Source organism: Streptomyces sp. NPDC046831, assembly GCF_040645305.1.
In the GTDB taxonomy this organism is placed as follows: Bacteria; Actinomycetota; Actinomycetes; order Streptomycetales; family Streptomycetaceae; genus Streptomyces.
In genome coordinates, this window is record NZ_JBEYXZ010000045.1 from 13429 (window position 1) to 39262 (window position 25834).

A 25834-nucleotide genomic window follows, 5' to 3' on the forward strand; every position below is an offset into this window, starting at 1 on the left:
CGTCCACGCGGGGGCGGCGCACCGGGGCCCACCACACGCGGAAGCACGGGAGATCGTGTTCGACTTTCTTGAAGGCTACGACGTGCTGGGCGCCTTCTGGGTGACCGTGCAGCTCACGCTGCTCTCGGCCGTCGGCTCCCTGGTCTGGGGCACCCTGCTGGCCGCCATGCGCGTCGGCCCGGTGCCCCTGATGCGCGGCTTCGGTGCCGCCTACGTCAACATCGTGCGGAACATCCCGCTGACGGTGATCATCCTCTTCACCTCGCTCGGCCTGAGCCAGACGCTGAGCGTGACCCTCGGCGGGCACAACTTCGACCAGACGAACTTCCGGCTCTCCGTCCTCGGTCTGATCGCGTACACCGCGGCGTTCGTCTGCGAGGCGCTGCGCTCCGGCATCAACACGGTGCCGGTCGGCCAGGCGGAGGCGGCCCGGGCCATCGGTCTGAGCTTCACCCAGGTGCTGACGCTGGTCGTGCTGCCGCAGGCGTTCCGCTCGGTCGTCGGCCCGCTCGCCAACGTGCTGATCGCGCTCACCAAGAACACCACGGTGGCCGCCGCGATCGGTGTGGCCGAGGCGGCTCTGCTGATGAAGAAGATGATCGAGAACGAGGCACAACTGCTGCTGATCTCCGCGGTCTTCGCGTTCGGCTTCGTGTGCCTGACGCTCCCGACCGGCCTGCTCCTCGGCTGGGTGGGCAAGAAGGTGGCGGTGAAGCGATGACCTCCGTGCTCTACGACGCCCAAGGCCCCAGGGCCAAGAGGCGCAACGTCCTCTACACCGTCCTCTTCGTGCTCGTCTTCGCGGCGGTCGCGTGGTGGGTGTACACCGAGCTGAGCGACAAGGGCCAGCTGGACTGGGCGAAGTGGCAGCCGTTCGTCCACGGCGAGGCCTGGACCACGTACCTGCTGCCCGCGCTGAAGAACACCCTGATCGCCGCGGCCGTGTCGATGATCATCGCCCTGCCGCTTGGCGCCCTGTTCGGCATAGCGCGGCTGTCCGACCACGCGTGGATCCGGGTCCCGGCCTCCGTGGTCGTGGAGTTCTTCCGCGCCATCCCGGTGCTGATCCTGATGATCTTCGGGCTGGCGCTGTTCGCCGAGTACAGCAACCTCAGTTCCGACGACCGCCCGCTGTACGCCGTCGTCACCGGCCTGGTGCTCTACAACTCCGCGGTCCTCGCGGAGATCGTCCGCGCGGGCATCCTGTCGCTCCCCAAGGGGCAGACGGAGGCCGCACAGGCGATCGGCCTGCGCAAGACCCAGACCATGACCTCGATCCTGCTCCCGCAGGCGGTCACCGCCATGCTGCCGGCCATCGTCAGCCAGTTGGTGGTCATCGTGAAGGACACCGCGCTCGGCGGCGCGATCCTCACCTACTCGGAGCTGATGGCGTCGGTGTCCCCCATGAGTTCCTACTACGGCGCCAACACCATCGCCAGCTTCACCGTGGTGGCCCTGATCTACGTGGTGCTCAACTTCAGCCTGACGTCGTTCGCGAGCTGGCTGGAGCGGCGGCTGCGGCGCGGCAGGAAGTCCGGCGGCGCGGTGGTGCCGCCGTCGGCCGCGGCCGACATCGCCGGCACGGCGGGCACGGGCGCGGCCGCCTGACGGTCGTTCAGCCGGCAGGAGCAATCCGGAGGCAGTGGTGTGATCACCACTGCCTCCGTCGCTTGACGCAGGCTGCGGCAGTGGGTTGCATACGTTCTGTGATCGTGCACCCTGCTCCAACCCTGTGTTCACAACCGTCCGTCTGGACATCGCTGCGGGCAGGGGGCGCCGCGCCGTGGATCCGGTGATCATCGTCGGGGCGGGGCCCGTCGGGCTCACGCTCGCCCTGGCGCTGGCGCGTCAGGAGGTGCCGTCGGTCGTCCTCGACGAGGGTCCGGGGCGGGACGCGCAGCGCGCCGCGCGCACCGTCGTGCTGCGGGAGGACACGGCCGCGCTGCTGGAACGGCTCACCGGCGTGCGGCTCGACGAGGCGGGACTGCGCTGGTCCGGCTGGCGGTCGATGCGGCGCAAACAGGTGATGCGCGAGGTCGTCTTCGACGACGTCGAGCCCGCCCCGCTGCACATCGCCCAGCACGTCCTCACCGACGCCCTGCGCTCCGCCCTCGTCGACGAGGAGCTGGTCGAGCTCGCCGTGGGCAGCCGCCTGGACGCGATCGAACAGGAACCGTCCGGCCTCGCGGCCCACACCCGCGGCCCTCAGGACACCTGGTGGCGCGGCAGCTACCTGGTCGGCTGCGACGGCCCGCGCTCGACCGTCCGCAAGCTGACGGACATCCGCTTCCCCGGCCGCACCGCGATCGAGCGGCACGCCGTCGCCGCGCTGCGCACCGAGCTGCCCCGGCCCGGTGAAGCGTTCCTCCACCGCAACCCGCCGTGGCGCACGTCGGGTCCCTCGGCGGGAGAGATCATCGCGCGTCCGCTGCCGCACGGTGTGTGGCGGCTGGACTGGCTGCTGCCGCCGGGCAAGGACCTCGTCACGCCCGAGCTGCTGATCGCCCGTATCCGGGAGACCCTCACCGGCTGGACCGGTGACGCCACGCCGGCCTACGAACTGCTGGACACCGGCGTCCACACGGTCCACCACCGGCTGGCCCGCCGCTGGCGCGCCGGGCGGGTCTTCCTCGCCGGGGACGCCGCGCACCTGCTCGGCGCCTTCGGCACGCAGCAGCTGGACGAAGGCCTCAGGGACGCCGACAACCTCGCCTGGAAGCTGGCGCTGGCCTGGCACCACGGGCCGCGCGAGGCGCTGCTGGACAGCTACCAGACGGAGCGGCGCGCGAGCGTCGCCGCCCGGCTGCGCGCCGCGGACCAGGTGCTTCCGCTGCTGCGGGGCGGTGGCGGGCTGCGCACCCTCGTCCCCGGCACCTCCCGCGGGCACGACGCGCTGCTCCTGGACGGCCATCTGGGGCAGGGCGCCCTCGGCGCGCCGCGGACGTACGCCGACTCCCCGCTCGCCCCTCCGCCCCTCGACGCGGAGGTCGCCGTCGACACCCCGGTCGGCGCGCAGGTCGCCGACGTCCCGGTCACCGCGGAGGACGGTTCGTTCGTACCGCTCGGGGACCGGCTGGGCCGCGGGGCGCTGCTGGTGGTGCTGGTGGCGCCGGGCAGCGTCGTGTGGGAGCGCCGGCACTGGATGAGCGCCGGAATCATGCCCAGGCTGGCGGCCGCGGTGACCGCCCTGCCGCACCGCGCCGAGCTGCTCGTCGCGGAGAGCTACCCGGGGGCCGCGCCCCACACCGTGCTCCTGGTACGGCCCGACGGGCACCTGGTCACCGCACTGAGCGGCGTACGGCCGGCGGACCTGTACACGGCGGCGGAGGCGACGCTGGGCGGCCCCGCGCAGTCGCAGACCCGGGCGGAGGCGGGGGCGCGCTGAGGGCGGGCCGGGGCTGAGGCTTTGCCGGGGCGCGCTGACGGCGGGCCCGGGCTGGGGCTTGGCGGGGCGCGCGCTGAGGCTGAGGCGGCCCGGAGCGCGACGGCCGGCGCTGCTGGAACGGGCTGGGGTGGGTGCCGCTGAGGCAGGGAGCACGGCACTGGGGCCGAGGTGGGCCGGGGCACCGCCGGGCGGAGGCGGGGGGCCGCTGGAGGGAGGCCGGGCTCCGCAGAGGCAGGCGGTGCGGGCCCCGCGCTGAGCCCGTGCGCACCGAGCCCGGGCGTGCTGAGCGCGGTGCGCCGAGGCTGTGGGAGTGGGCGGTGTCGTCCCGCCGTGCCGGCTCAGCCGCCCGACGACGGTCGTCGGCTCACCGTCCGCACGGTGACGGTTGGGTTCACCGGTCCGCATGGTGACCGTGAGTTGACCGGTCCGCACCCCCGTGGTGTACTCCGGAACGTGACCGACAGCGACGTGCGCCTGTGGCGGAGGGTCCATATGGACCTCCTCCGCTATGCGGGCTGCGTGTGTCGTCCCTCCTGCTGAACTCGCCTTTTCTTCCCCGGGTGCGCCGCCCCGTGCCGCCGCGCGCCCTTCGCGAACGTTCTTCAGGACGGTGTCCGTGTCTGCCTTCCCCGTTTCCGCTGCCGCCACCTCCGCGGCGCCCGCGTCCGCCGCCGCTCCGTCGGCCCACGTCCCCCCGTCGGCCGTACCCGCCTCGGTCTTTGACGGCCCGGCCCCCGCATCGCCGCCGGTGGCCCCACCCGACGGCCGGGCGCCCACCGAGGCGGATCTCCTCGACTTCGTCCGGGGCGTCGCCGCGGACGCCGAGCTGATCGCGTCCCTGCCGCTCGACCCGCGGGAACGCACCTGGGTGCGGCTGGAAGGGCCCGGCGGCAGCGAGGCGTGGCTGATCGGCTGGCCTCCCGGCACCGGCACCGGCTGGCACGACCACGCCGACTCCGTCGGCGCCTTCCTCACCGCCTCGGGCGAGCTGACGGAGCACTCGCTCGCCGCCCGGCTGCCCGGCGACGGCTGGCGGACCCTCGAACTCACCGACGGAGTCGACCGCGAGCGGCGGCTGCCGGCCGGCCGGGGCCGCGCCTTCGGCCGCCACCACGTGCACGAGGTCCTCAACGCGTCCACCGGCCGGCACGCGGTCTCCGTGCACGCGTACTTCCCGCCGCTGCCGCAGATCCGCCGTTACAGTCGGACGGGCCAGGTGCTGCGCCTGGAGCAGGTGGAACGCCCGGAGGACTGGCAGTGAGCACACCGACCGGCATCGACGAACTGCTGGAACAGGTACGGCGCGGCTACGAGCGGACGGATGCCCGCGCGGCGCACGCCGCCGCCGAGGCCGGGGACGCCCTCCTGGTGGACATCCGCTACGCGGCGCTGCGCGACAAGGACGGCCTGATCCCCGGAGCCCTGGTCATCGAGCGGAACGAACTCGAGTGGCGGCTGGACCCACGGGGAAGCCACCGCGTGCCCGAGGCCACCAGCCATGACCTGCGGGTCGTCGTGATCTGCAACGAGGGCTACGCCTCCAGTCTGGCCGCCGCCTCCCTGCACCAGCTGGGCCTGCACCGGGCGACCGACCTGATCGGCGGCTTCCAGGCCTGGAGGGCGTCGGGACTGCCGGTGATCGCGTAGGGCACCGGGTCCGCCGGGCTCCGTAGGGCACCGGCCGACGGCGCTTCCGTTCCCCGGCGCCCGCACCCGTCATCGGAAGCGCACGCCGAGCCCGCGCCACGCGGCCCGGCCTCAGACGCCGCCCTCGTCGAGGAACTCCGTGTCCTCGCCCTCCTCCTCCAGCGCCTGCCGGACCACCCGCAGGGCCATGCCCTCGGGGTAACCCTTGCGGCCCAGCATGCCGGCGAGACGGCGCAGACGTCTGTCGCGGTCGAGGCCCCGGGTCGACCGCAGTTTGCGGGCGACGAGCTCGCGCGCGGTGGCCTCCTCCTGCTCGGAGTCGAGCTGGGCGACGGCCTCGTCGATCAGCGCGCCGTCGACACCCTTGGTGCGCAGCTCCCGGGCGAGGGCGCGCCGGGCCAGTCCCCGGCCGTGGTGCCGGGACTCCACCCAGGCGTCCGCGAACGCGCTGTCGTTGATCAGCCCGGCCTCCTCGAACCGGCTCAGCACCTCCTCCGCGGCGTCGTCCGGGATCTCCCGCTTGCGGAGCGCGTCCGCGAGCTGCTTGCGGGTGCGCGGGGTCCCGGTGAGCAGGCGCAGACAGATCGCACGCGCCCGCTCCACCGGGTCCCCAGGAGGCGCCCCCTGCTCGGCCCTCGACAAGGAGGAGGTGCCTCCGTCCTCGGCGGACGTCTCGCCGGAACCGCGCCGGCGACGCCCGCGACCGCCTGGAGCCCCGCCGTCACGCGAGCCGCCCCGGCGTGAGCCGCCCGCACGTGAACCTCCCGCGCGCGACCCACCGTCCGCACGACGCCGGCCGTCGCCCTGTCCGCCCCCGTACGCGCCGGCCGGACCGTCACCGGCTGCGAAGCCGTCCTCGTCACCGCCCGGCGGGTACGGCTGCTCACCCTCGTAGGCGCCGTCACCGCCCGTCGCGGAGCCCGTGCCGTCCCCGGTGCCCCTCCCCCGTGGGGCACCCGGGACGTCGTACTCGTACTCGGGCCAGTCGGTTCGCCGTGTCACGGGTCAGCTCTTGGCCGGGGCGGCCTTGGGCTTGGTGGCCTTGGCCGCCGCGGGAGCGGGCACCGTCTTGGCGGCGTCACCCGTGGCGCCGGTGGCTGCCGCGTCCGTGCCCGTCTCGGCCGCCGGCTCCTCCGGACGCACGCCGACGCCCAGCTTCTCCTTGATCTTCTTCTCGATCTCGTTGGCCAGGTCGGGGTTGTCCTTCAGGAAGTTGCGCGCGTTCTCCTTGCCCTGGCCGAGCTGGTCGCCCTCGTACGTGTACCAGGCGCCGGCCTTGCGGACGAAGCCGTGCTCCACGCCCATGTCGATCAGGCCGCCCTCACGGCTGATGCCCTGGCCGTAGAGGATGTCGAACTCGGCCTGCTTGAAGGGCGGGGCGACCTTGTTCTTGACGACCTTGCAGCGGGTGCGGTTGCCGACCGCCTCCGTGCCGTCCTTCAGGGTCTCGATACGGCGGATGTCGATGCGCACCGAGGCGTAGAACTTCAGCGCCCGGCCACCGGTCGTGGTCTCCGGCGAACCGAACATCACGCCGATCTTCTCGCGCAGCTGGTTGATGAAGATCGCGGTGGTCTTCGACTGGTTGAGCGCGCTGGTGATCTTCCGCAGGGCCTGGCTCATCAGACGGGCCTGCAGACCCACGTGGCTGTCGCCCATCTCGCCCTCGATCTCCGCACGCGGGACGAGCGCGGCGACGGAGTCGATGACGATGAGGTCGAGAGCGCCGGAGCGGACCAGCATGTCCACGATCTCCAGGGCCTGCTCGCCGTTGTCGGGCTGGGACAGGATGAGGTTGTCGATGTCGACGCCGAGCTTGCGCGCGTACTCCGGGTCGAGGGCGTGCTCCGCGTCCACGAAGGCGACCTGGCCGCCGGCCTTCTGCGCGTTGGCCACGGCGTGCAGGGTCAGCGTGGTCTTACCGGAGGACTCCGGCCCGTAGATCTCGACCACTCGGCCGCGCGGCAGGCCGCCGACGCCGAGGGCCACGTCGAGCGCGGTCGAGCCGGTCGGGATGACCTCGATGGGCTCCTTCGACCGCTCGCCCATGCGCATGACCGCGCCCTTGCCGAATTGTCGTTCAATCTGCGCGAGCGCGGCGTCGAGCGCCTTCTCGCGGTCGGTTCCTGCCATGGGTTCCACCCGGTTTGCTTGAGTCGATCGCTTCACGTCAAAGACGCTAACGCCTGCCACTGACAATGCGCCCCGACGTCCGTCCGGCCTGTGGACAACTCAGGCACTTCTCCCCGCAAACCGGGTCGAAATCCCCCTCGTCGAGCCGCTCCGGAGCCTCAATAAGAATAGATGTTCGATTTTCGTGTCAAGCTCGCCACGCTGCCCCGGCGACCCGCGGCCCGACGACCCGGTCCCGCCTGCCGGACCGGTCCGCGCCACCCCACCGCACCGGTTCCACCGCCTGCCGGACCGACCGCGCGCCACCCCGCCGGACCGGCCCGCGCCGTCCTACCGGACCGGTTCCTCCCCCGGACGCGGCTGCCCCTCGGGGCCGCCCTCCGCACCCGCCGGCCGCGGCCCCCACAGCCCGCGCGCACGGTCGAGCAGGCCCGGACCCTGCCCCCGGCGGTGGTGCCCGTGGACCCGGGGGTCGTCCGTGACGGCGTACCGCTTCACGTACGCCCCCAGGAACGCCTGCAGTGTGGCCACCGCGGGGATGGCGACCAGCGCGCCGACGGCGCCGAGGAGGGCGGTGCCCGCGATGACCGACCCGAAGGCGACCGCGGGGTGGATGTCGACGGTCTTCGAGGTCAGCTTGGGCTGCAGCATGTAGTTCTCGAACTGCTGGTAGATCACCACGAAGCCCAGCACCCACACCGCGTACCAGGGGTCGACCGTGAACGCGATCAGCATCGGCAGGGCCCCCGCGAGATAGGTGCCGATGGTGGGGATGAACTGGGAGACCAGTCCCACCCAGACACCCAGCACAGGCGCGTACGGCACGCCCAGGGCCTGGAGCAGGACATAGTGGGCGATGCCCGAGACGAGCGCCATCAGACCGCGCGAGTACAGGTAGCCGCCCGTCTTGACGACGGCGATCTCCCACGCCCGCAGCACCTCCGCCTGGCGCGCGGGCGGCAGCACGGAGCACAGGGCGCGGCGCAGCCGCGGCCCGTCGGCGGCGAAGTAGAAGGAGAACAGCCCGATCGTCAGCAGCCGGAACAGGCCGCCGAGCACCTGGGTGGACACGTCGAGCACGCCCGCGGCGCTGTTCTGCGCGTACTTGCGCAGCCAGTCCGAGTGGAGCAGTCCCTCCTGGATGTCCACCCGTCTGAGTTCGGTGTGGAACGTCGTGTTGACCCAGTGGATGACGGAGTCCAGATACTCCGGGAAGCCCTCGACCATCTTGATGATCTGGCCGGCGAGCATCGAACCGAGCAGGGTGACGAACCCCGCCGCCACGACCGTCAGGCCGAGGAAGACCAGGAAGGTCGCCAGGCCCCTGCGGATGCCGCGGGCGGCCATCCGGCTCACCGCGGGCTCGATGGCGAGGGCCAGGAAGAACGCGATGAGGATGTTGATCAGCAGGCCCGTCAGCTGGTGGAAGGCCCAGCTGCCGAGCTGGAAGACGGCGACGAGCGCGAGCGCGAGCACCATGGCGCGGGGCAGCCAGCGCGGCATGCGGGCGCGCGGCCCGGCGGCGCCGCCGCCGGCCGGGGGCCGGACGGGCGGCGTCGTACCGGACGGGGATGCGTGCTCGGCCGTCTGCCCGGCCTCGTCAGTGGATGCCACGGTGCAAGTCTGGCCCACGCCGCCGGCCGTCCGTGCCCGCCCCTCGGCCTTCGTGACCGGTCAGCGCCGCTGCGACGGAACGTTCATGACGTCGCAGACCACGCGCCACACGTCCTTGGCGTCCCAGCCGGCGTCCAGCGCCTCGTGCACCGTGCGCCCGCCGAGCTCCGACATCACGTGATCGCGCGCGAAGGTTTCGGCGTATCCCGCACCGAAGTGCTCCGCCATCCGCTCCCAGAAGACCGTCAACCGCATGACACCAGTATCCCGCCCACGGGGTGGGAGCGGCCCCGGACCACGGGGTGGGCCCGGCCCCGGACCACGGTCCGGGGCCACACTCCGGCCCGCGATGATCATGGCCGAAAATCGACCACATCCCGAGACCCCTGCCGAGTGAGCAACGGGGAACCGCGGCTGAGGCCCGCCGGCACACACCCACCCGAGAATCCGCTCCACCGCGGCCGGTCCGCGCGCGTGCCCGCGGCACCGGGGGCGCCCCTCACCCGCCCAGGGCACGCACTCCGGCCGTCACCAGGACGGCGGCGGCGACGACGAGCAGGAACGGCGCCCGCAGCACCAGCGCCACGGCGGCCGCCCCGAGCCCCGCCGCCCGGGCGTCCAGCACGAGCGCGTGTCCCTCGGCGAAGGTCTGCTGGGCGGTGAGGGCGGCCAGCAGGGCGACGGGCAGCAGCGCGGCGAGCCGCTTCACCAGCGGGCGCTCCAGGGCGCCCGCCGGGACGAGCAGCCCGGCCAGCTTCACGGCGTAGCAGCCGAGGGCGGTCGCGGCGATGGCGATCCAGGTGTTCAACGGTCCTCCTCCCGGACGTCGTCGCGTGTGCCGCCCCTGCGGCGGCCCTCCAGGTACAGCACGGCCGGCGCCGCGAGCCCGGCCACCAGAACCGGCACACCGGCCGGGACGAGCGGCAGCAGGCCGAGCCCCAGCAGGACGGCGAGGCCGGCGACGGCCCGCTCGGTGGCGCTGCGCAGCATCGGCGCGAGCAGCGCCAGGAACACGGCGGGCCCGGCCGCGTCGAGACCCCAGGCGTCGGTGTCCCCGATGGCCTTGGCGCCCAGCGCGCCCAGCAGGGTGGTGAGGTTCCACAGCAGGTACAGGCTGAGCCCGGTGACGGTGAAGCCGAGCCGCGCGCCGCGCCGCGTCGGCTGGGCGAGCGAGACCGCGGTGGTCTCGTCGATGACCCACTGCGCGGCGAACGGGCGGACCCGGCGCGGCAGGGCCAGCACCTGCGACAGACGCAGTCCGTAGAAGGCGTTGCGCACCCCGAGGAAGAAGGCGCCGGCCGCCGCCGTGAACGGGTTGCCGCCGGCCGCCAGTGCCCCCACCAGCGCGAACTGGGACGCGCCGGTGAACACCAGCAGGCTCAGCACGCAGGTCTGCGGCAGCGTGAGCCCGCTGCCGGCCGAGGTCACGCCGAAGGCGAACCCCGACAGTCCTACGGCGACCCCGACTCCGAGGGCGTCCCGTACGACGGCGGCGTCCGGTTTTCCTCCGTGGTCGGTGCCTGTGTCTGCGAGTGCTGTCTGTTCTGCCACACCGTGGACGGTAGGAGGAGCCGCGACCGCGCGTCTTGTACGTTCTTGCGCTCGCGCCGGTACGCGCCGGGCGGCACGCCCACGATCCGGGAGAAGTGCCGGCTGAGGTGCGACTGGTCGGCGAAGCCGACGGCGACGGCGGCCTCCGCCGGGGCGGTGCCGGCGTCCAGCAGCCTCCGGGCCCGGCGCACCCGGACGTCGGTCAGCCAGGTGTGCGGCGGCATCCCGTAGACGTCGCGGAACGCCCGGAGCAGCGCGAACGGACTGGTGCCGAGGTCGGCCGCCAGCCTCTCCAGCGTCGGCGGGTCGGCCATCCGCTCCTCCAGCACGGCGCGGGCGCGGGCCGCGGTCCGGGAGCCCGCCGTGCGCACCTTCCGCTGCGGCAGCGGGCCCCCGTTCAGCCGCAGCAGCCGGGTCACCGCGACCCGCAGCAGGGTGTCGGCGGCCAGGGCGTTGCCCTCGTCCGCGGCCCGCAGCACCTGGTGCACCAGGCCCACGGCGTAGGGGTCGTCGAGGACGGGTTCGACGAAGCCCGGGGTGCCGCGCAGCGCCGTGGTCTCGGCGGCGATCTCGGCCACCAGGTCCGGCGACGGGTAGACGGCTCCGTAGCGCCAGCCCTCCGGCACGCCCGCCCGTCCGGTGTGGGGGGTGTCGGGGTTCACGAGCGCCAGGGCGCCCGAGCCGGCGTACTGGTCGGACCCGCGGTGCTGGAAGACCTCGACGCCGTCGGCGATGGCGGCGATCACGAAGTGCTCGTGCGTGTGCCGGACGAACTCCTTGCGTATGTACCGGGCGCGCAGGAGGTCGACACCGGGCAGCTCCGCGTACTGCCAGTGCCGTGCGCGCTCCTCACCCATACCCCTCATTTTCCGCCATCAAGGAGGGTGGCCGGTGCCTGGCCGCCCCGGCCGACGGGTCCGGTGGGCGCGCGCCGCGACGGTCAGCCGGCGGCCGGTGGGCGCGCGCCGCGGCGCCCCGGCGCGCGCCGCCCCACGGCACCACACCGGCCGGCCCCGCATGGGCCCCGCCCGCCGAGCGCCCGATGTGGTGCAGAAAGTCCCAGGTCAGCGAGATTGTCAGTCCGCAGGTGCACGATGGATGCATGGTCAGTTCCGGACATCGGGCCCTCGACGGCTTCTCCCCCGCGACCCGCGGCTGGTTCACGGGTGCCTTCTCCGCGCCCACGGCCGCCCAGGCGGGCGCGTGGCAGGCCATCAACGAGGGCTCGGACGTGCTGGTGGTCGCCCCGACCGGCTCCGGCAAGACCCTGGCCGCCTTCCTCGCCGCCCTCGACCAGCTCGCCTCCACCCCGCCGCCCGCCGATCCGAAGAAGCGCTGCCGCGTCCTGTACGTCTCCCCGCTCAAGGCGCTCGCGGTCGACGTGGAGCGCAACCTCCGCAGTCCCCTGACCGGCATCCGGCACGAATCGGTCCGGCTGGGCCTGCCCGAGCCGGAGGTCAAGGTCGGCATCCGCTCGGGCGACACCCCGGCCGCCGAGCGCCGCGCCCTGTCCACCCGCCCGCCGGACATCCTGATCACCACCCCCGAGTCCCTGTTCCTGATGCTCACGTCGGCCACGCGCGACGCGCTGACCGGCATCGAGACGGTAATCCTCGACGAGGTGCACGCCGTCGCCGGCACCAAGCGCGGCGCGCACCTCGCGCTGTCCCTGGAGCGGCTGGACGAGCTGCTGCCGAGGCCGGCCCGCCGCATCGGCCTGTCCGCGACCGTCCGCCCGGTCGACGAGATCGCGCGCTACCTGTCGCCGCACCGCAAGGTGGAGATCGTCCAGCCCGAGTCCGGCAAGGAGTTCGACCTCTCCGTGGTCGTCCCGGTCGAGGACCTGGGCGGGCTCGGCGGCTCCCCGGTCGCCGACGGCAACGACGGCGCCGAGCGGCCGTCCATCTGGCCGCACGTGGAGGAGCGCATCACCGACCTGGTCCAGGCGCACCGCTCGACGATCGTGTTCGCCAACTCCCGGCGCCTCGCCGAGCGCCTGTGCAACCGCCTCAACGAGATCGCCTACGAGCGGGCCACCGGCGAGTCCCTGGACGAGCACCACTCCCCCGCCGAACTGATGGGCGCCTCCGGCGCGGCGCACGGCGCCCCCGCCGTCATCGCCCGCGCCCACCACGGCTCGGTGTCCAAGGAGCAGCGTGCCCTGGTCGAGGAGGACCTGAAGGCGGGCCGGCTGCCCGCGGTGGTCGCCACGTCCAGCCTGGAACTCGGCATCGACATGGGCGCGGTCGACCTGGTCGTGCAGGTCGAGTCCCCGCCGTCCGTGGCCTCCGGCCTCCAGCGCGTCGGCCGCGCCGGACACCAGGTCGGCGCCGTCTCCACCGGCGTCGTCTTCCCGAAGTACCGCGGCGACCTGGTGCAGGCGGCCGTCGTCACCGAACGGATGCGCACGGGTGCCATCGAGTCCCTGAAGGTCCCCGCCAACCCGCTGGACGTCCTCGCCCAGCAGCTGGTGGCGATGACGGCGATGGACACCTGGCAGGTCGACGACCTGCTCGCCATGGTCCGCCGGGCGGCTCCGTTCGCCTCCCTGCCGGAGTCGGCGTTCACCGCGGTGCTGGACATGCTCGCGGGCCGCTACCCCTCCGACGCGTTCGCGGAGCTGCGTCCGCGTGTGGTGTGGGACCGCGTCGCCGGGACGGTCACCGGTCGCCCGGGCGCGCAGCGCCTCGCCGTCACCTCCGGGGGCACGATCCCCGACCGGGGCCTGTTCGGCGTCTTCCTCGCCGGTTCCGACCCCAAGAAGGGCGGCGGCCGCGTCGGCGAGCTGGACGAGGAGATGGTCTACGAGTCCCGCATCGGCGACGTCTTCACGCTGGGCACGAGCTCCTGGCGCATCGAGGACATCACCCGCGACCGGGTCCTCGTCTCGCCCGCGCCGGGCGTTCCGGGGCGGCTGCCCTTCTGGAAGGGCGACCAGCTGGGCCGCCCGCTGGAGCTGGGCCGCGCGGTGGGCGCGTTCCTGCGCGAGGTGGGCTCCCTGCCCCGGGACGACGCGCGCCTGCGTCTGCTGGCCGCGGGCCTCGACGCGTGGGCCGTCGGCAACGTCCTGTCGTACCTGGACGAGCAGCGCCAGGCCTGCGGCCACGTCCCGGACGACCGCACCATCGTCGTGGAGCGCTTCCGCGACGAGCTGGGCGACTGGCGGGTCGTGGTCCACTCCCCCTTCGGCGCGCAGGTGCACGCCCCGTGGGCGCTGGCCCTCGGCGCCCGCCTGTCCGAGCGGTACGGCATGGACGCGCAGGTGATGCACGCCGACGACGGGATCGTGCTGCGGCTGCCGGACACGGACCTGATGGGCCTGGACCTGCTGGACCAGGAACTGGCGACGTCAAACACCGCCCCGCACACGCCGGCCGGCCCCGAGCAGGCTCCCGTCGGCGCGGCGGACGTCGCCTTCGACAAGGGCGAGGTCGAGCAGATCGTCACCGACCAGGTGGGCGGCTCGGCCCTGTTCGCGTCCCGTTTCCGCGAGTGCGCCGCCCGCGCGCTGCTGCTGCCGCGCCGCAACCCCGGCAAGCGCACCCCGCTGTGGCAGCAGCGCCAGCGCGCCGCCCAGCTGCTGCAGGTGGCGAGCGAGTTCGGTTCGTTCCCGATCGTGCTGGAGGCGGTCCGCGAGTGCCTCCAGGACGTCTTCGACGTGCCCGGCCTGGTCGAGCTGATGGGGGACATCGAGTCCCGCAGGGTGCGCCTGGTGGAGGTCACCACCCCGGAGCCGTCCCCCTTCGCCCGCTCCCTGCTCTTCGGGTACGTCGCCCAGTTCCTGTACGAGGGCGACTCCCCGCTCGCCGAGCGCCGCGCCGCCGCGCTGTCCCTGGACTCGCGGCTGCTGGCCGAGCTGCTGGGCCAGGCCGAACTGCGCGAACTGCTGGACGCGGACGTCCTGGCCGAGCTGGAGCGGGAGCTCCAGTGGCTGACCGAGGACCGCCGCGTCAAGGACGTCGAGGGGGTGGCGGACGTCCTGCGGGTGCTGGGCCCGCTCACGGACGCCGAGCTGGCCGAGCGCGGCGCCGAGCCGCAGTGGGCGGCGGAGCTGGCCGCCGCCCGCCGGGTCATCCGGGTCCGCGTCGCCGGAGCCGACCACTGGGCCGCGATCGAGGACGCGGGCCGGCTGCGCGACGCGCTGGGCACGGCGCTGCCGGTGGGCGTCCCGGAGGCGTTCACCGAACCGGTCAAGGATCCGCTCGGCGACCTGCTGGCCCGCTACGCGCGGACGCACGGCCCGTTCACGTCGGCCTGGGCGGCGGCCCGCTTCGGCCTCGGAGTGGCGGTCACGGAGGGCGCGTTGCAGCGGCTCGCCGCGAACGGCCGGATCGTGCAGGGCGAGTTCCACCCGGCGGGCAGCGGCCAGGAGTGGTGCGACGCGGCCGTGCTGCGCCGTCTGCGCCGCCGTTCGCTGGCGGCGCTGCGGCACGAGATGGAGCCGGTGCCGCCGGCCGCCCTGGCCCAGTTCCTGCCGCAGTGGCAGCACGTCGGCAGGGGGCACGGTCTGCGCGGCATCGACGGACTGGTGCGTGCCGTGGAGCAGTTGCAGGGCGCGTCCGTGCCCGCCTCCGCGCTGGAGAAGCTGGTCCTGCCGACGCGCGTCGCCGACTACCACCCCGCCATGCTCGACGAACTCACCGCCGCTGGCGAGGTGGTGTGGGCCGGCGCCGGCCCGCTGCCCGGGAAGGACGGCTGGGTCTCGCTGTACCTGGCGGACGCGGCCCCGCTGCTCCTGCCCCAGCCCCTCCCGCTGGAGCAGACCGCGCTGCACCAGTCGGTCCTCGACGCGCTCTCCGGCGGATACGGCCTGTTCTTCCGTCAGATCGCCGACCGGGTCCGCGCGACCACGCACCCGGAGGTGACCGATCCTCAACTGGCCGACACCCTGTGGGACCTGGCCTGGTCCGGACGGCTCACCAACGACACGCTCGCCCCGATGCGCTCCCTGCTGGGCTCGGGCCGCACCGCGGGCTCCACGGCGCACCGTGCCCGAAGGGCCGTTCCGCGGGGGCGCTACGGCTCGCTGACGGCCGCGGCGCGCACGGCGTCGCGCAGTGGTCCGCCGACCGTCGCCGGACGCTGGTCGCTGCTGCCCGGGCTCGAGGCCGACCCGACGGTGCGGGCGCACGCCCTGGCCCGCACGCTCCTGGACCGGCACGGCGTGGTGACCCGGGGCGCGGTGTCCGCGGAGGGCGTCGAGGGCGGCTTCTCGGCCGTGTACCGGGTGCTGTCCGCCTTCGAGGAGAGCGGGCAGGCCCGGCGCGGCTACGTCGTCGAGGGGCTGGGCGCCGCCCAGTTCGCGATGGACGGAGCGGTCGACCGGCTGCGCGCCATCGCCAACGCCCGGGAGCGGGGCGAGAGCCTGCCGGGCCCGGACCCGAAGGACGGTTTCGGCAACGACTTCGGCCCGGCCGACGGCCACGGCGTCCCGGGGACGGCCGGGCAGGCGGGCACGCAGCCGCCCGGCGGCTCGGACGGCTTCCCGCCGATGCCCGCCTTCGGGAAGACGGACGGTGCCCCGGGCGACGCCTCGGGCCGGGTGGACCCGTGGGGCGACACGGGACTGACCGGCGACTGGCCGCTCGACCTTCCCACCTCCCGGGGGGACTACGTCTCGCCCCGCGACTTCGACGCGCCCGGCTCCGGCGGCCCCCGAGGCGGCGGCGGGTACGGCGGGGGCGGCCACGGCTTCGCCGACCGCCGCCCCCGCTCCCGCACCTCCTCCTCCGCGGACTCCCGGGCGGTGGTCCTCGCCGCGGCGGATCCCGCGAACGCCTACGGCGCCGCCCTGTCCTGGCCCGAGCCGCCCACGGGCGCCGGGCACAAGCCGGGACGCAAGGCGGGCTCCCTGGTGGTGCTGGTCGACGGCGAGCTGACGCTGTACGTGGAGCGCGGTGGGAAGACGGTGCTGGCCTGGCCCACCGACCCGGACGGCGCGGCCGACCACGACCCACGCCTGCAGGCGGCGGCCGAGGCGCTCGCGGCGGCCGCGCGCGCGGGCTCCCTCGGCACGGTGACGGTGGAACGCGTCAACGGCGCCCCGGCGCTGACGTCGCCCATCGGCACGCTGCTGGAACAGGCGGGCTTCGTCGCGACGCCCCGCGGACTGCGGCTGCGGGCATGAGTGAGGACACGGCCGGCGGCCGCCGGCCGGACGGCGGCGACGGACCGCAACGGCCACGGGACGCCAGGGATCCCGGCGGCACGGGATGATGTCGCCCGGTCGTGCCGCCTTGGAGCGGACCGCAGGAAGTCACCCGACCGTGTCACCCTTGAGCCATGCCTGAAGGTGACACGGTCTGGCAGGCCACACGGCGGCTGCACGCAGCCCTCGCGGGCAAGGTGCTGACCCGCAGCGACTTCCGGGTGCCCCGGTACGCCACGGTCGACCTGTCCGGCCGTACGGTCCTCAACGTCATCCCGCGCGGCAAGCACCTGCTCACCCGCATCGAGGGCGGTGTGACCCTGCACACGCACCTGCTGATGGACGGCGCGTGGAAGGTGTACGGCAACGGCGAACACTGGAAGGGCGGCCCGGCCCACCAGATCCGGATCGTCCTCGACACGGCCGACCGCACGGCCGTCGGCTACCGCCTGCAGGTGCTGGAGCTGCTGCGCACGGGCGAGGAGTCCCGCGCCGTCGGCCACCTCGGCCCGGACCTGCTCGGCCGGGACTGGGACCCCGACCTCGCCCTGGCCAACCTCCAGGCGGACCCCGCCCGAGCCCTCGGCGAGGCCCTGCTCGACCAGCGCAACCTGGCCGGCATCGGGAACGTGTACAAGAGCGAGCTCTGCTTCCTGCTCGGGGTCACCCCGTGGCTCCCCGTCGGCGCCCTGCCCGCCGACCGGGCCGCGAAGCTGCCCGGCCTCGCCCAGAAGGTGCTGGAGGCCAACCGCGACCGCCCGGTCCGCAACACCACCGGTCTGCGCCGGCCCGACCTGTTCGTGTACGGCCGCGCGGCCCGCCCGTGCCTGCGCTGCCACACGCCCGTCCGCGTGGCCGACCAGGGCGACGGCACCCAGGAGCGCCCCACCTACTGGTGCCCCACCTGCCAGGCGGGCCCCGCTCCGGCAGCGGGCTCCCCGCAGCGGTGGCGGGACCGATACCGCTCGACCACGTAGCGGGCCGCGCCGGGCGCTCTCCGTCCGCGCGCGTCCTCCCCGGGCCCGCTGTCCCGCCTTCGGCGAGGCCCGGTCGTTCCAGACGGGCCGGCGTCCCCGCCGCCGGGCCCCAGCGCCGCCCCGCCCTGGGCGAGGCGCCGTCGTTCAGCCCGGACCGGCGTCCCCCTCCCCGGGCCCCAGCGACGCCCTGCCCGCCCCGGACGGCGGACCGCCCGTGTCCGCGGACGCCGGCGGCCGGTGGCCGTCACCGGGGCCGGCGGCCGGCGGATCCGCCGCAGCCGGCATCCGGCCCATGGCCGTCCGTCGCCGGCGTCCCGCCCCGAACAGGGCCCTTGAAGCCGTCTTCTCGGGGACGCAGTGCACGGGCAGCAGGCTGAGCCCCCACCCTCCGGCGGCGACCGCCCCCTCCAGCACCCCCGCCTCGTCCGTCAGCGCGAGCCGCAGCACGGACCACCACCACACGGCTCCCACTCCCAGAAGGACTCCCCAGCGCCCTGCCGGCCCTGCCATCGCAACCCACCTCCAGCCCGACGCTAGAACGCCGCCCGCACGCGCAGGAGGGCGCACCGGGGCACGGGGAGGCGCCACCGGCACCGTCCGGCGCCGGTCACCCGAGGACAACCCGCCCTCCACCTTGACCGCACGGAACACCACCGGCAAACGGGCCCAGGAAGCGGGCAGCACGGACCCGCCGCCGCCCCCGCGCAGGGCTACGGCTCCCGGCGCACACGAAAGGCCCCGGCCGCTCTCCTCCGGGTGTTCTCCGGAGAAGCCCCGGCCGGGGCCTTACGACGTCTTCGTGGGCTCACGCACGCAACAGGTGCGCGAAGGTCACGCGGCGACCACGTCCACCGCTTCGGCGGGCGCCTTGATGGTCACCCGTTCCGGTGGCACGCCGGTCACCGACACGGAACCCAGCATCGGACGAACCGGCGTGGGCACGCGCTCGGTGGCAGCAGCAGACTGGGCCAGCTCCGCGAGGGCGAGCTCGTCGCTCACTTCCCGCATGAGCTCGGACATCCGTACGTCCAGCGCGTCGCAGATGGCGGCGAGCAGCTCGGAGGAAGCCTCCTTCTGCCCCCGCTCCACCTCGGAGAGATAGCCGAGCGAGACTCGGGCGGACGAGGAGACTTCGCGCAGAGTACGGCCCTGGCGTTGGCGCTGCCGACGCAGCACGTCACCCAGCAGGCGACGGAGCAGAATCATCGGTGGCTCCCTCCTCGGACCGCGTAGCCGCATCCTTCACGCCCCACCGTACCGCCTCGCGCCGCGGCCGTGCGGGGAGCGATGTCGTGTTCACTCAGGGCTGCAAACATCAGAACCCCCCGTTCCGTTCCGTATCCTGTGCCCGCTCATTTCCGGTCTGTTCGCTCGCGATCTGCTCGATGAGCAGTGCAAGCACGCTCTGTACAGTCTCCATACGAATTTCCGCCCGATCGCCGTTCAACCGCAGCGAGGTCGTTTTCCCGCCGTGAGCGGCGCCGAAGTCCGCCGTGCGGGGCCCGTCCACGGCCACGAAGACCGTCCCGACGGGCTGTCCGTCCTGGGGGTCGGGGCCGGCCACACCCGTGGTCGCGATGCCCCAGTCCGTTCCCAGCGCCTGCCGCACTCCGGCGGCCATCTGGGCCGCGACCTGCGGATGCACCGCTCCGTGCTCCGCCAGCAGAGTGGCGTCGACGCCCAGCAGACGGTGCTTGAGTTCCGTCGCGTAGGCGGTGACCGACCCCCGGAAGACCCTGGAAGCCCCCGGGACCGAGGTGATCTCCGCCGCGACCAGGCCGCCGGTCAGCGACTCGGCGACGGCTACGGTCTCGCCCCTGCCCGTGAGCAGCCTCACGACGTCGGCGGCCGGCGACCTCACGCTTACGTCTCCTCCAACGCCGCCCGGCGCTCGGCGATTCCCCGCCGGCGCAGCACGATGGCCTGTCTGACATAGTCCAGCCCCGTCACCACGGTCAGCACGACCGCCGCCGCCATCACCCAGAACCGCAAAGTGGCCAGCCAGCCCGTCAGCGCCAGCACGTACATCCCGACGGCCACACCCTGGGTGAGCGTCTTGAGCTTGCCGCCGCGGCTGGCGGGGATGACGCCGTAGCGGATGACGAGGAAACGCAGCAACGTGATCCCGAGCTCCCGGCCGAGGATCACCGCGGTCACCCACCAGGGCAGGTCGCCCAGGCCGGAGAGACAGATCAGCGCCGCTCCCATGATCGCCTTGTCGGCGATCGGGTCGGCGATCTTACCGAAGTCGGTGACCAGGTTGTACGTCCGCGCCAGGTGGCCGTCGAACAGGTCGGTGATCATGGCGATGGCGAAGGCCGCCCAGGCGAACGAGCGCCACGCCGGGTCGTACCCGCCGTCGGCCAGCATCAGCATCACGAAGCCGGGCACCAGGAGCAGCCGCAGCATCGTCAGCAGATTGGCGACGTTCCAGACGCTGGCCTGGTTGACGGCCGCGGCCGCGATCTTCCCGCCGCGCGGCGGCCTGGCCCCGCCCTGCCCGTCGGACGCGGCACCGCCCGGCGTCCGGACGGCTTCCGCGGCGCCCGGTACGGCGGCGCCCGCGGCCCCGGAGACCGCGCCGGAACCGCGACCGGAGGTCCCGCCCGCGTCCGCACGGCCCGAGGCCGCCCCCGCGGGCGCCCCGTGCGCGCCGGAGGAGCCGCCTGCCGCGGATGCCGGGACTCCGGTCATCTGCCCGCCTCCTCGCTCCACGCGGGCGCGCCCGGCAGCGGCTCGGCCACCAGGTCGACGCCTTCCGTACCGACCACCTTCGCCTCGACCATACGGCCCACGCGGAGGCCCTCGCCGCTCGTGAGGAGCACCTGGCCGTCCGTCTCCGGGGCCTGGTGCGCCGCACGGCCGTGGACGCCGTCCTCGTCGTCGACGGACTCGACGAGGACCCGCACGGTCTCGCCGACGCGCTCCTCGGCCCGCTGCGAGACGAGCTCCTCGGCCAGCCGGGACACCCGGGCCAGACGCTCGGCGACGACGTCCTCGTCGAGCTTGCCGTCGTAGGTCGCCGCCTCGGTGCCCTCCTCGTCGGAGTAGCCGAAGACGCCGACGGCGTCCAGCCGCGCGCCGTTCAGGAAGCGCTCCAGCTCGGCCAGGTCGGCCTCGCTCTCGCCGGGGAAGCCGACGATGAAGTTGGAGCGCACGCCGGCCTGGGGCGCCTTGGTGCGGATGGTGTCCAGCAGTTCGAGGAAGCGGTCGGTGTCCCCGAACCGGCGCATGGCGCGCAGCACGCCGGGCGCGGAGTGCTGGAAGGACAGGTCGAAGTACGGCGCCACCTTGGGGGTGGAGGTCAGCACGTCGATCAGGCCCGGCCGCATCTCGGCCGGCTGGAGGTAGCTGACGCGGACCCGCTCGATGCCGTCGATGCCGGCGAGCTCGGGCAGCAGGGACTCCAGCAGGCGGATGTCGCCCAGGTCCTTGCCGTAGGAGGTGTTGTTCTCGGAGACCAGCATGATCTCCTTCACACCCTGCTCGGCCAGCCACCGCGTCTCGTTCAGCACGTCACTCGGACGGCGGGAGATGAAGGAGCCGCGGAAGGACGGGATGGCGCAGAACGAGCAGCGCCGGTCGCAGCCGGAGGCCAGCTTGACCGAGGCGACCGGGGAGCCGTCCAGGCGGCGGCGCAGCGGCGCGCGGGGTCCGGACCGGGGGGCCACGCCCTCGGGCAGGTCCGCCGGGGCGCCGTGTCCGGGCAGGGCCACGTCGGTGGCGGCCTGCCGCTCGGCGGGGCTGATCGGCAGCAGCTTGCGCCGGTCGCGCGGCGTGTGCGAGGCGTGGATGCCGCCGCTGAGGATCGTCTGCAGGCGGTCGGAGATGTCGGTGTAGTCGTCGAAGCCGAGCACGCCGTCGGCCTCGGGGAGGGCCTCGGCCAGCTCCTTGCCGTAGCGCTCGGCCATGCAGCCGACGGCGACGACGGCCTGCGTCCTGCCGTGCTCCTTGAGGTCGTTCGCCTCCAGCAGGGCGTCGACGGAGTCCTTCTTGGCGGCTTCCACGAAGCCGCAGGTGTTGACGACGGCGACGTCCGCGTCCGCGGCGTCCTCCACGAGCTGCCAGCCGTCCGCCTCCAAACGGCCTGCGAGCTCCTCCGAGTCCACCTCGTTACGGGCGCAGCCGAGAGTGACCAGTGCGACGGTACGGCGTTCAGGCATGGGCTCAGACTACTTTGTCCCGGCGACGGCCCACGTCGACGGGGTTGGCCGAACACGGCCAACCCCGTCGCTGCGTGCCTGCTGGGAACGGTTATCCGACCTGCGGGTCGCCCTTGGTGTACGTGAGGCGTTCCACGGAGCCGGGCTGGAACTGGTCCTCGATCTTCTTGCCGTTGACGTACAGCTGGATCGCGCCGGCGTCGCCGAGGATCAGGTTGACCTTGTCGCTGTCCTGGAAGGTCTTGGACTCGCCCTTCTTCAGCAGCCCGTCGAACAGCACCCGGCCGTTGTGGTCCTTGGCCGAGATCCAGCTCTGCCCGTCGGGCGCGCTGACCTGGACGGTCACCTTGTCCTGCGGGGCGGCGGCGATGGCGCTGTCGGACGGCTCGGGCTTCTGGTCGGTGGGCTTGCTGCTGCCGGGCGTCGGCGAGGCCGGCTTGGCGCTCGTCGGCGCGGCGTCCTCGGCGACCTGGGTACGGCCGTCGTCGCCGCCCTTGAAGGCCGTGAAGCCGACGAAGCCGACCACGGCGACGATCGCTGCGACCATGGCCGCGGTCCAGTTGGGCCCGCGCCGTTCGGGGCGGATGCGCTCCGCCTCGAACATCGGGGCGGCGGGGGTGGGGGCGGGGCGCCCGCCGTGCTCGGCGTCGTACTGTTCGAGCAGCGGGGCCGGATCGAGGTGGACGGCTCGCGCCAGGGTCCGGATGTGCCCGCGGGCGTAGACGTCCCCGCCGCAGGGGGCGAAGTCGTCGGCCTCGATGGCGTGCACGATGGCGATGCGGACCCGAGTGGCACTGCTGACGTCGTCGACGGTCAGCCCGGCGGCGATGCGCGCCTGCCGCAGGGCGCGGCCGATGGAGGGGCGGGCTTCCTGGGGAACGTCTTCGAACGGACGCTCGTCTTCAGGGGAGTTGCCGATGGACACGGGGGCGCCTTTCGAGCGTGTAGCCGCCTGTGCTGGACGTTCAGTCTAGGGGGGTGGCAAAGGGTGGAGCGACCCGGCGGTAGGACTTTGTACGCCGTCGGAATGGCCGGGCAGACCGACGGCCGGCCGGGGCCGAAACCCATGGTGGGACCGGCTTCCGACCTTTCGCTCAACTTGACGTATGCCCAAGGGAAACGGTTGCCCGCCGTTCGCTAACGGGTGGATCACGGTCCACCCACCCGCCCGCAGTAAGACAATCCGCCGAACGGGCGTGTCCCCTCCCCGTACTGCTACCCCTCCGACTCCCCTCGCAACACGGCGAGCACGCCGGCCAGGTCGTCGGGCTTCACGAGGACGTCACGCGCCTTGGACCCCTCGCTGGGGCCGACGATGCCGCGCGACTCCATGAGGTCCATCAGCCGGCCGGCCTTGGCGAAGCCCACCCGCAGCTTGCGCTGGAGCATGGACGTCGACCCGAACTGCGTGGAGACGACCAGCTCGGCCGCCTGGCACAGCAGGTCGAGGTCGTCGCCGATGTCCTCGTCGATCTCCTTCTTCTGCTTGCTGCCGACGACGACGTCCTCGCGGAAGACCGGCGTCATCTGGTCCTTGCAGTGCCTGACGACGGCCGCGACCTCGTCCTCGGTCACGAACGCGCCCTGCATGCGCACCGGCTTGTTCGCGCCCATCGGCAGGAACAGGCCGTCGCCCTTGCCGATCAGCTTCTCGGCGCCGGGCTGGTCCAGGATGACCCGCGAGTCGGCGAGCGAGGAGGTGGCGAAGGCGAGCCGGGAGGGCACGTTGGCCTTGATCAGGCCGGTGACGACGTCGACCGAGGGCCGCTGCGTGGCGAGGACCAGGTGGATGCCCGCCGCGCGCGCGAGCTGGGTGATGCGCACGATCGCGTCCTCGACGTCGCGCGGGGCGACCATCATCAGGTCGGCGAGCTCGTCGACGATCACCAGCAGGTACGGGTAGGGCTGCAGCTCGCGCTCGCTGCCCTCCGGCGGCCTGACCTTGCCCTCGCGCACCGCGCGGTTGAAGTCGTCGATGTGCCGGTAGCCGTAGGCCGCCAGGTCGTCGTACCTGAGGTCCATCTCCCGCACCACCCACTGCAGCGCCTCGGCGGCCCGCTTGGGGTTGGTGATGATCGGCGTGATCAGGTGCGGGATGCCCTCGTAGGCGGTGAGCTCCACACGCTTGGGGTCGACCAGGATCATCCGGACGTCCTCGGGCGTGGCCCGCATCATGATCGAGGTGATCAGGCAGTTGATGCACGACGACTTGCCGGAACCGGTGGCGCCGGCGACCAGCATGTGCGGCATCTTCGCCAGCGAGTGCATGACGTAGCCGCCCTCGACGTCCTTTCCGAACGCGACGAGCATCGGGTCGTCGTCCTCCGCGGACTGCGCGAGGCGCAGCACGTCGCCGAGGTTGACCATCTCCCGGTCGGTGTTCGGGATCTCGATGCCGACCGCGGACTTGCCGGGGATCGGGCTGATGATCCGCACGTCCGGGCTGGCGACGGCGTACGCGATGTTCTTCGTCAGCGCGGTGATCCGCTCCACCTTCACGGCGGGGCCGAGGGCCACCTCGTACCGCGTGACCGTCGGGCCCCGGGTGAAGCCGGTGACCCGGGCGTCGACCTTGAACTCGGTGAAGACGGTGGTGAGCGCTTCGACGATCGCGTCGTTGGCGGCGCTGCGGGCCTTGCCGGGGCCGCCCCTTTCGAGCAGGTCCAGTGAGGGCAGCGCGTAGGTGATGTCGCCGGACAGCTGGAGCTGCTCGGCGCGCGCCGGCAGCTCGCGGGGCTCGGCCGGCGGCTCCTTGGTGAGGTCGGGGACGCCGTTCACCGTCCTGCCGGACGGGGGGACGGGCGCCGGGGCGGTGTCGCTCCGGGGGCGGGCCGGCGGGGCGGCGTCCGCCGCGGGCGGCGCCGCCGGGCCCTCCTGGTCGGGGCGGGCGGCGGGGACGGGCGTGGCAGCCGTCTCCGCGCGGTCGCCCGCGCTCACGCCCTGGGTGAGGTCGGCGACGACCGGCGACGGCGGCATGCCGTGCAGAACGGCCCCGTCGAGCGCGGCGGCGGCCGCCGCGGCGACGTCCACGGCGTCCATCCGCCGGTCCATCTCGGGCTGCGGCACCGCCGAACGCCGCGGGCGGCCCCGGCGCTTGGAGAGGGCCTCCTGCTCCGCGCCGTCGGGGTCGTAGGCCTGGGGGGCGCCCTGGCGCCTGCGGGGGCGCGCGGGCCGGGCCTCGCGCCACTGGTCCTCGTAGCCCTCGTCGTAGGGGCCGTCCTCGACGTACTCGCCGTATTCGGCCGGTGCGCCCTCCGCCTCGGGCAGCAGGCCCAGCTTCACCCCCAGCAGCCGCAGCCGCTGCGGGATCGCGTTGACCGGGGTGGCGGTGACGACCAGCAGGCCGAAGACCGTGAGCAGCACCAGCAGCGGCACGGCGAGGATCTCGCCCATGGCGTACGTGAGCGGGGTGGCCGCGCCCCACCCGATGAGGCCGCCGGCGTCCCTTATGGCCTGCATCCCGTCGCTGCGGGCGGGCGAGCCGCAGGCGATGTGGACCTGCCCGAGCACGCCGATCACCAGGGCGGACAGGCCGATGACGATGCGTCCGTTGGCCTCGGGCTGCTCCGGGTGCCGGATGAAGCGCACGGCGACCACCCCGAGCAGGATCGGCGCGAGCAGGTCGAGCCGCCCGAAGGCGCCGGTCACCAGGATCTCGACCAGTTCGCCGACGGGGCCGCGCAGGTCGGCCCAGGTCCCGGCGGCCACGATCAGGGCGAGGGCCAGCAACAGCAGCGCGACGCCGTCCTTGCGGTGCGCCGGGTCGAGATTCCTCGCGCCCTGCCCTATGCCGCGGAAGACGGCGCCGACGGCGTGCGCGAGGCCGAGCCAGAGGGCGCGTACGAGTCGGTAGAGGCCACCGGTCGGGCTGGGCGCCGGGCGGGGCGCGGGCCTCTTCACCGCGGCCTTCCTGGCGGGTGCCTTCCTGGCGGGGACCTTCTTCGCAGCGGCCCTCTTCGCCGGAGCCTTCGCGGGAGCGACCGCCTTCTTCGCGGGCGGCTTCTTGGCTGCGGAGGGACGTGAGGCCATGGGTGTGAGGTTACCGGTGCGGACCACCGTGGACACGTGTGCGCCATGCTTCACCCGTTCGTGTCGCCCGTGCGGCGACACGAACTGACGGCGCCTTACACCCGCGTCCCGTCACGGGCCGGCCGGATCACGCGTCGTCATGAGGACACCGGCAGCCGCTGGGTCCGCGGCGCGGGCGCCAACCTGG

General features: G+C 73.7%; 22 protein-coding genes. 8 read left to right on the plus strand and 14 right to left on the minus strand.

What is annotated here, in order from left to right; translation table 11 throughout:
• Positions 1 to 55: 55 nt before the first annotated feature.
• From ABZ920_RS27665 to ABZ920_RS27690, 6 genes are all read left to right on the plus strand, one after another.
• Positions 56 to 721, plus strand: coding sequence for an ABC transporter permease subunit (locus ABZ920_RS27665; RefSeq protein ID WP_361510539.1), 666 nt, complete (start codon positions 56 to 58; stop codon positions 719 to 721).
• On the plus strand, positions 718 to 1608 hold the full coding sequence (locus ABZ920_RS27670; RefSeq protein WP_361510542.1) for an amino acid ABC transporter permease: 891 nt from the start codon (positions 718 to 720) through the stop codon (positions 1606 to 1608). Before ABZ920_RS27665 ends, ABZ920_RS27670 begins: the two co-directional genes overlap by 4 nt.
• Positions 1609 to 1783: 175 nt before the next feature.
• Positions 1784 to 3385, plus strand: coding sequence for an FAD-dependent monooxygenase (locus ABZ920_RS27675; RefSeq protein WP_361510545.1), 1602 nt, complete (start codon positions 1784 to 1786; stop codon positions 3383 to 3385).
• A 468-nt stretch (positions 3386 to 3853) separates the two neighbouring features.
• On the plus strand, positions 3854 to 3925 hold the full coding sequence (locus tag ABZ920_RS27680) for a putative leader peptide (RefSeq protein ID WP_310851512.1): 72 nt from the start codon (positions 3854 to 3856) through the stop codon (positions 3923 to 3925).
• Positions 3926 to 4133: 208 nt separating this feature from the next.
• Positions 4134 to 4646 carry a cysteine dioxygenase gene (locus ABZ920_RS27685; protein ID WP_361510548.1) on the plus strand — a complete coding sequence of 171 codons (513 nt, stop codon included), beginning with the start codon at positions 4134 to 4136 and terminating at the stop codon, positions 4644 to 4646.
• Complete coding sequence (locus ABZ920_RS27690) at positions 4643 to 5032, plus strand: rhodanese-like domain-containing protein (protein WP_361510551.1); 390 nt, start codon at positions 4643 to 4645, stop codon at positions 5030 to 5032. Before ABZ920_RS27685 ends, ABZ920_RS27690 begins: the two co-directional genes overlap by 4 nt.
• Positions 5033 to 5143: 111 nt before the next feature.
• On the opposite strand, the gene recX is transcribed toward ABZ920_RS27690, so the two are convergent.
• From recX to ABZ920_RS27725, 7 genes are all read right to left on the minus strand, one after another.
• Complete coding sequence (gene recX, locus ABZ920_RS27695; protein WP_361510554.1) at positions 5144 to 6034, minus strand: recombination regulator RecX; 891 nt, start codon at positions 6032 to 6034, stop codon at positions 5144 to 5146.
• Between the two features lie 3 nt (positions 6035 to 6037).
• A complete protein-coding gene (gene recA, locus ABZ920_RS27700; RefSeq protein ID WP_361510557.1) occupies positions 6038 to 7165 on the minus strand; it encodes a recombinase RecA in 1128 nt (375 codons plus the stop codon).
• A gap of 330 nt (positions 7166 to 7495) precedes the next feature.
• Entirely contained in the window at positions 7496 to 8779 is a 1284-nt protein-coding gene (locus tag ABZ920_RS27705) for an AI-2E family transporter (protein WP_361510560.1), read from the minus strand.
• Between the two features lie 60 nt (positions 8780 to 8839).
• Positions 8840 to 9034 carry a DUF3046 domain-containing protein gene (locus ABZ920_RS27710; RefSeq protein ID WP_361510563.1) on the minus strand — a complete coding sequence of 65 codons (195 nt, stop codon included), beginning with the start codon at positions 9032 to 9034 and terminating at the stop codon, positions 8840 to 8842.
• 244 nt (positions 9035 to 9278) lie between these two features.
• Positions 9279 to 9587, minus strand: coding sequence for an AzlD domain-containing protein (locus tag ABZ920_RS27715; protein WP_361510566.1), 309 nt, complete (start codon positions 9585 to 9587; stop codon positions 9279 to 9281).
• Positions 9584 to 10330, minus strand: coding sequence for an AzlC family ABC transporter permease (locus tag ABZ920_RS27720; protein ID WP_361510569.1), 747 nt, complete (start codon positions 10328 to 10330; stop codon positions 9584 to 9586). Before ABZ920_RS27720 ends, ABZ920_RS27715 begins: the two co-directional genes overlap by 4 nt.
• Positions 10231 to 11196, minus strand: a complete 966-nt coding sequence (locus ABZ920_RS27725; protein WP_361510572.1) for an AraC family transcriptional regulator — start codon at positions 11194 to 11196, stop codon at positions 10231 to 10233. Before ABZ920_RS27725 ends, ABZ920_RS27720 begins: the two co-directional genes overlap by 100 nt.
• Positions 11197 to 11432: 236 nt before the next feature.
• Between ABZ920_RS27725 and ABZ920_RS27730 the strand changes: the two genes are divergently transcribed.
• Positions 11433 to 16457, plus strand: coding sequence for a DEAD/DEAH box helicase (locus ABZ920_RS27730; RefSeq protein WP_361510575.1), 5025 nt, complete (start codon positions 11433 to 11435; stop codon positions 16455 to 16457).
• Between the two features lie 155 nt (positions 16458 to 16612).
• A complete protein-coding gene (locus ABZ920_RS27735) occupies positions 16613 to 17455 on the plus strand; it encodes a DNA-formamidopyrimidine glycosylase family protein (RefSeq protein WP_361510578.1) in 843 nt (280 codons plus the stop codon).
• Positions 17456 to 17599: 144 nt separating this feature from the next.
• Here the strand turns inward: ABZ920_RS27735 and ABZ920_RS27740 are convergent, their stop codons facing one another.
• From ABZ920_RS27740 to ABZ920_RS27770, 7 genes are all read right to left on the minus strand, one after another.
• Positions 17600 to 17965 carry a hypothetical protein gene (locus ABZ920_RS27740; protein WP_361510581.1) on the minus strand — a complete coding sequence of 122 codons (366 nt, stop codon included), beginning with the start codon at positions 17963 to 17965 and terminating at the stop codon, positions 17600 to 17602.
• A gap of 321 nt (positions 17966 to 18286) precedes the next feature.
• Positions 18287 to 18661 carry a helix-turn-helix transcriptional regulator gene (locus ABZ920_RS27745; RefSeq protein ID WP_361510584.1) on the minus strand — a complete coding sequence of 125 codons (375 nt, stop codon included), beginning with the start codon at positions 18659 to 18661 and terminating at the stop codon, positions 18287 to 18289.
• A gap of 109 nt (positions 18662 to 18770) precedes the next feature.
• Positions 18771 to 19316, minus strand: a complete 546-nt coding sequence (locus ABZ920_RS27750) for a CinA family protein (RefSeq protein WP_361510587.1) — start codon at positions 19314 to 19316, stop codon at positions 18771 to 18773.
• Between the two features lie 2 nt (positions 19317 to 19318).
• On the minus strand, positions 19319 to 20149 hold the full coding sequence (gene pgsA / locus ABZ920_RS27755; RefSeq protein ID WP_361510590.1) for a CDP-diacylglycerol--glycerol-3-phosphate 3-phosphatidyltransferase: 831 nt from the start codon (positions 20147 to 20149) through the stop codon (positions 19319 to 19321).
• The gene (gene rimO / locus ABZ920_RS27760) at positions 20146 to 21618 is read right to left on the minus strand and encodes a 30S ribosomal protein S12 methylthiotransferase RimO (protein ID WP_361510593.1); all 1473 of its coding nucleotides are present in this window, start codon (positions 21616 to 21618) and stop codon (positions 20146 to 20148) included. Before rimO ends, pgsA begins: the two co-directional genes overlap by 4 nt.
• 91 nt (positions 21619 to 21709) lie before the next feature.
• The gene (locus ABZ920_RS27765; protein ID WP_361510596.1) at positions 21710 to 22543 is read right to left on the minus strand and encodes a RodZ domain-containing protein; all 834 of its coding nucleotides are present in this window, start codon (positions 22541 to 22543) and stop codon (positions 21710 to 21712) included.
• 290 nt (positions 22544 to 22833) lie between these two features.
• Complete coding sequence (locus tag ABZ920_RS27770; protein ID WP_361510599.1) at positions 22834 to 25647, minus strand: DNA translocase FtsK; 2814 nt, start codon at positions 25645 to 25647, stop codon at positions 22834 to 22836.
• Positions 25648 to 25834 lie beyond the last annotated feature (187 nt).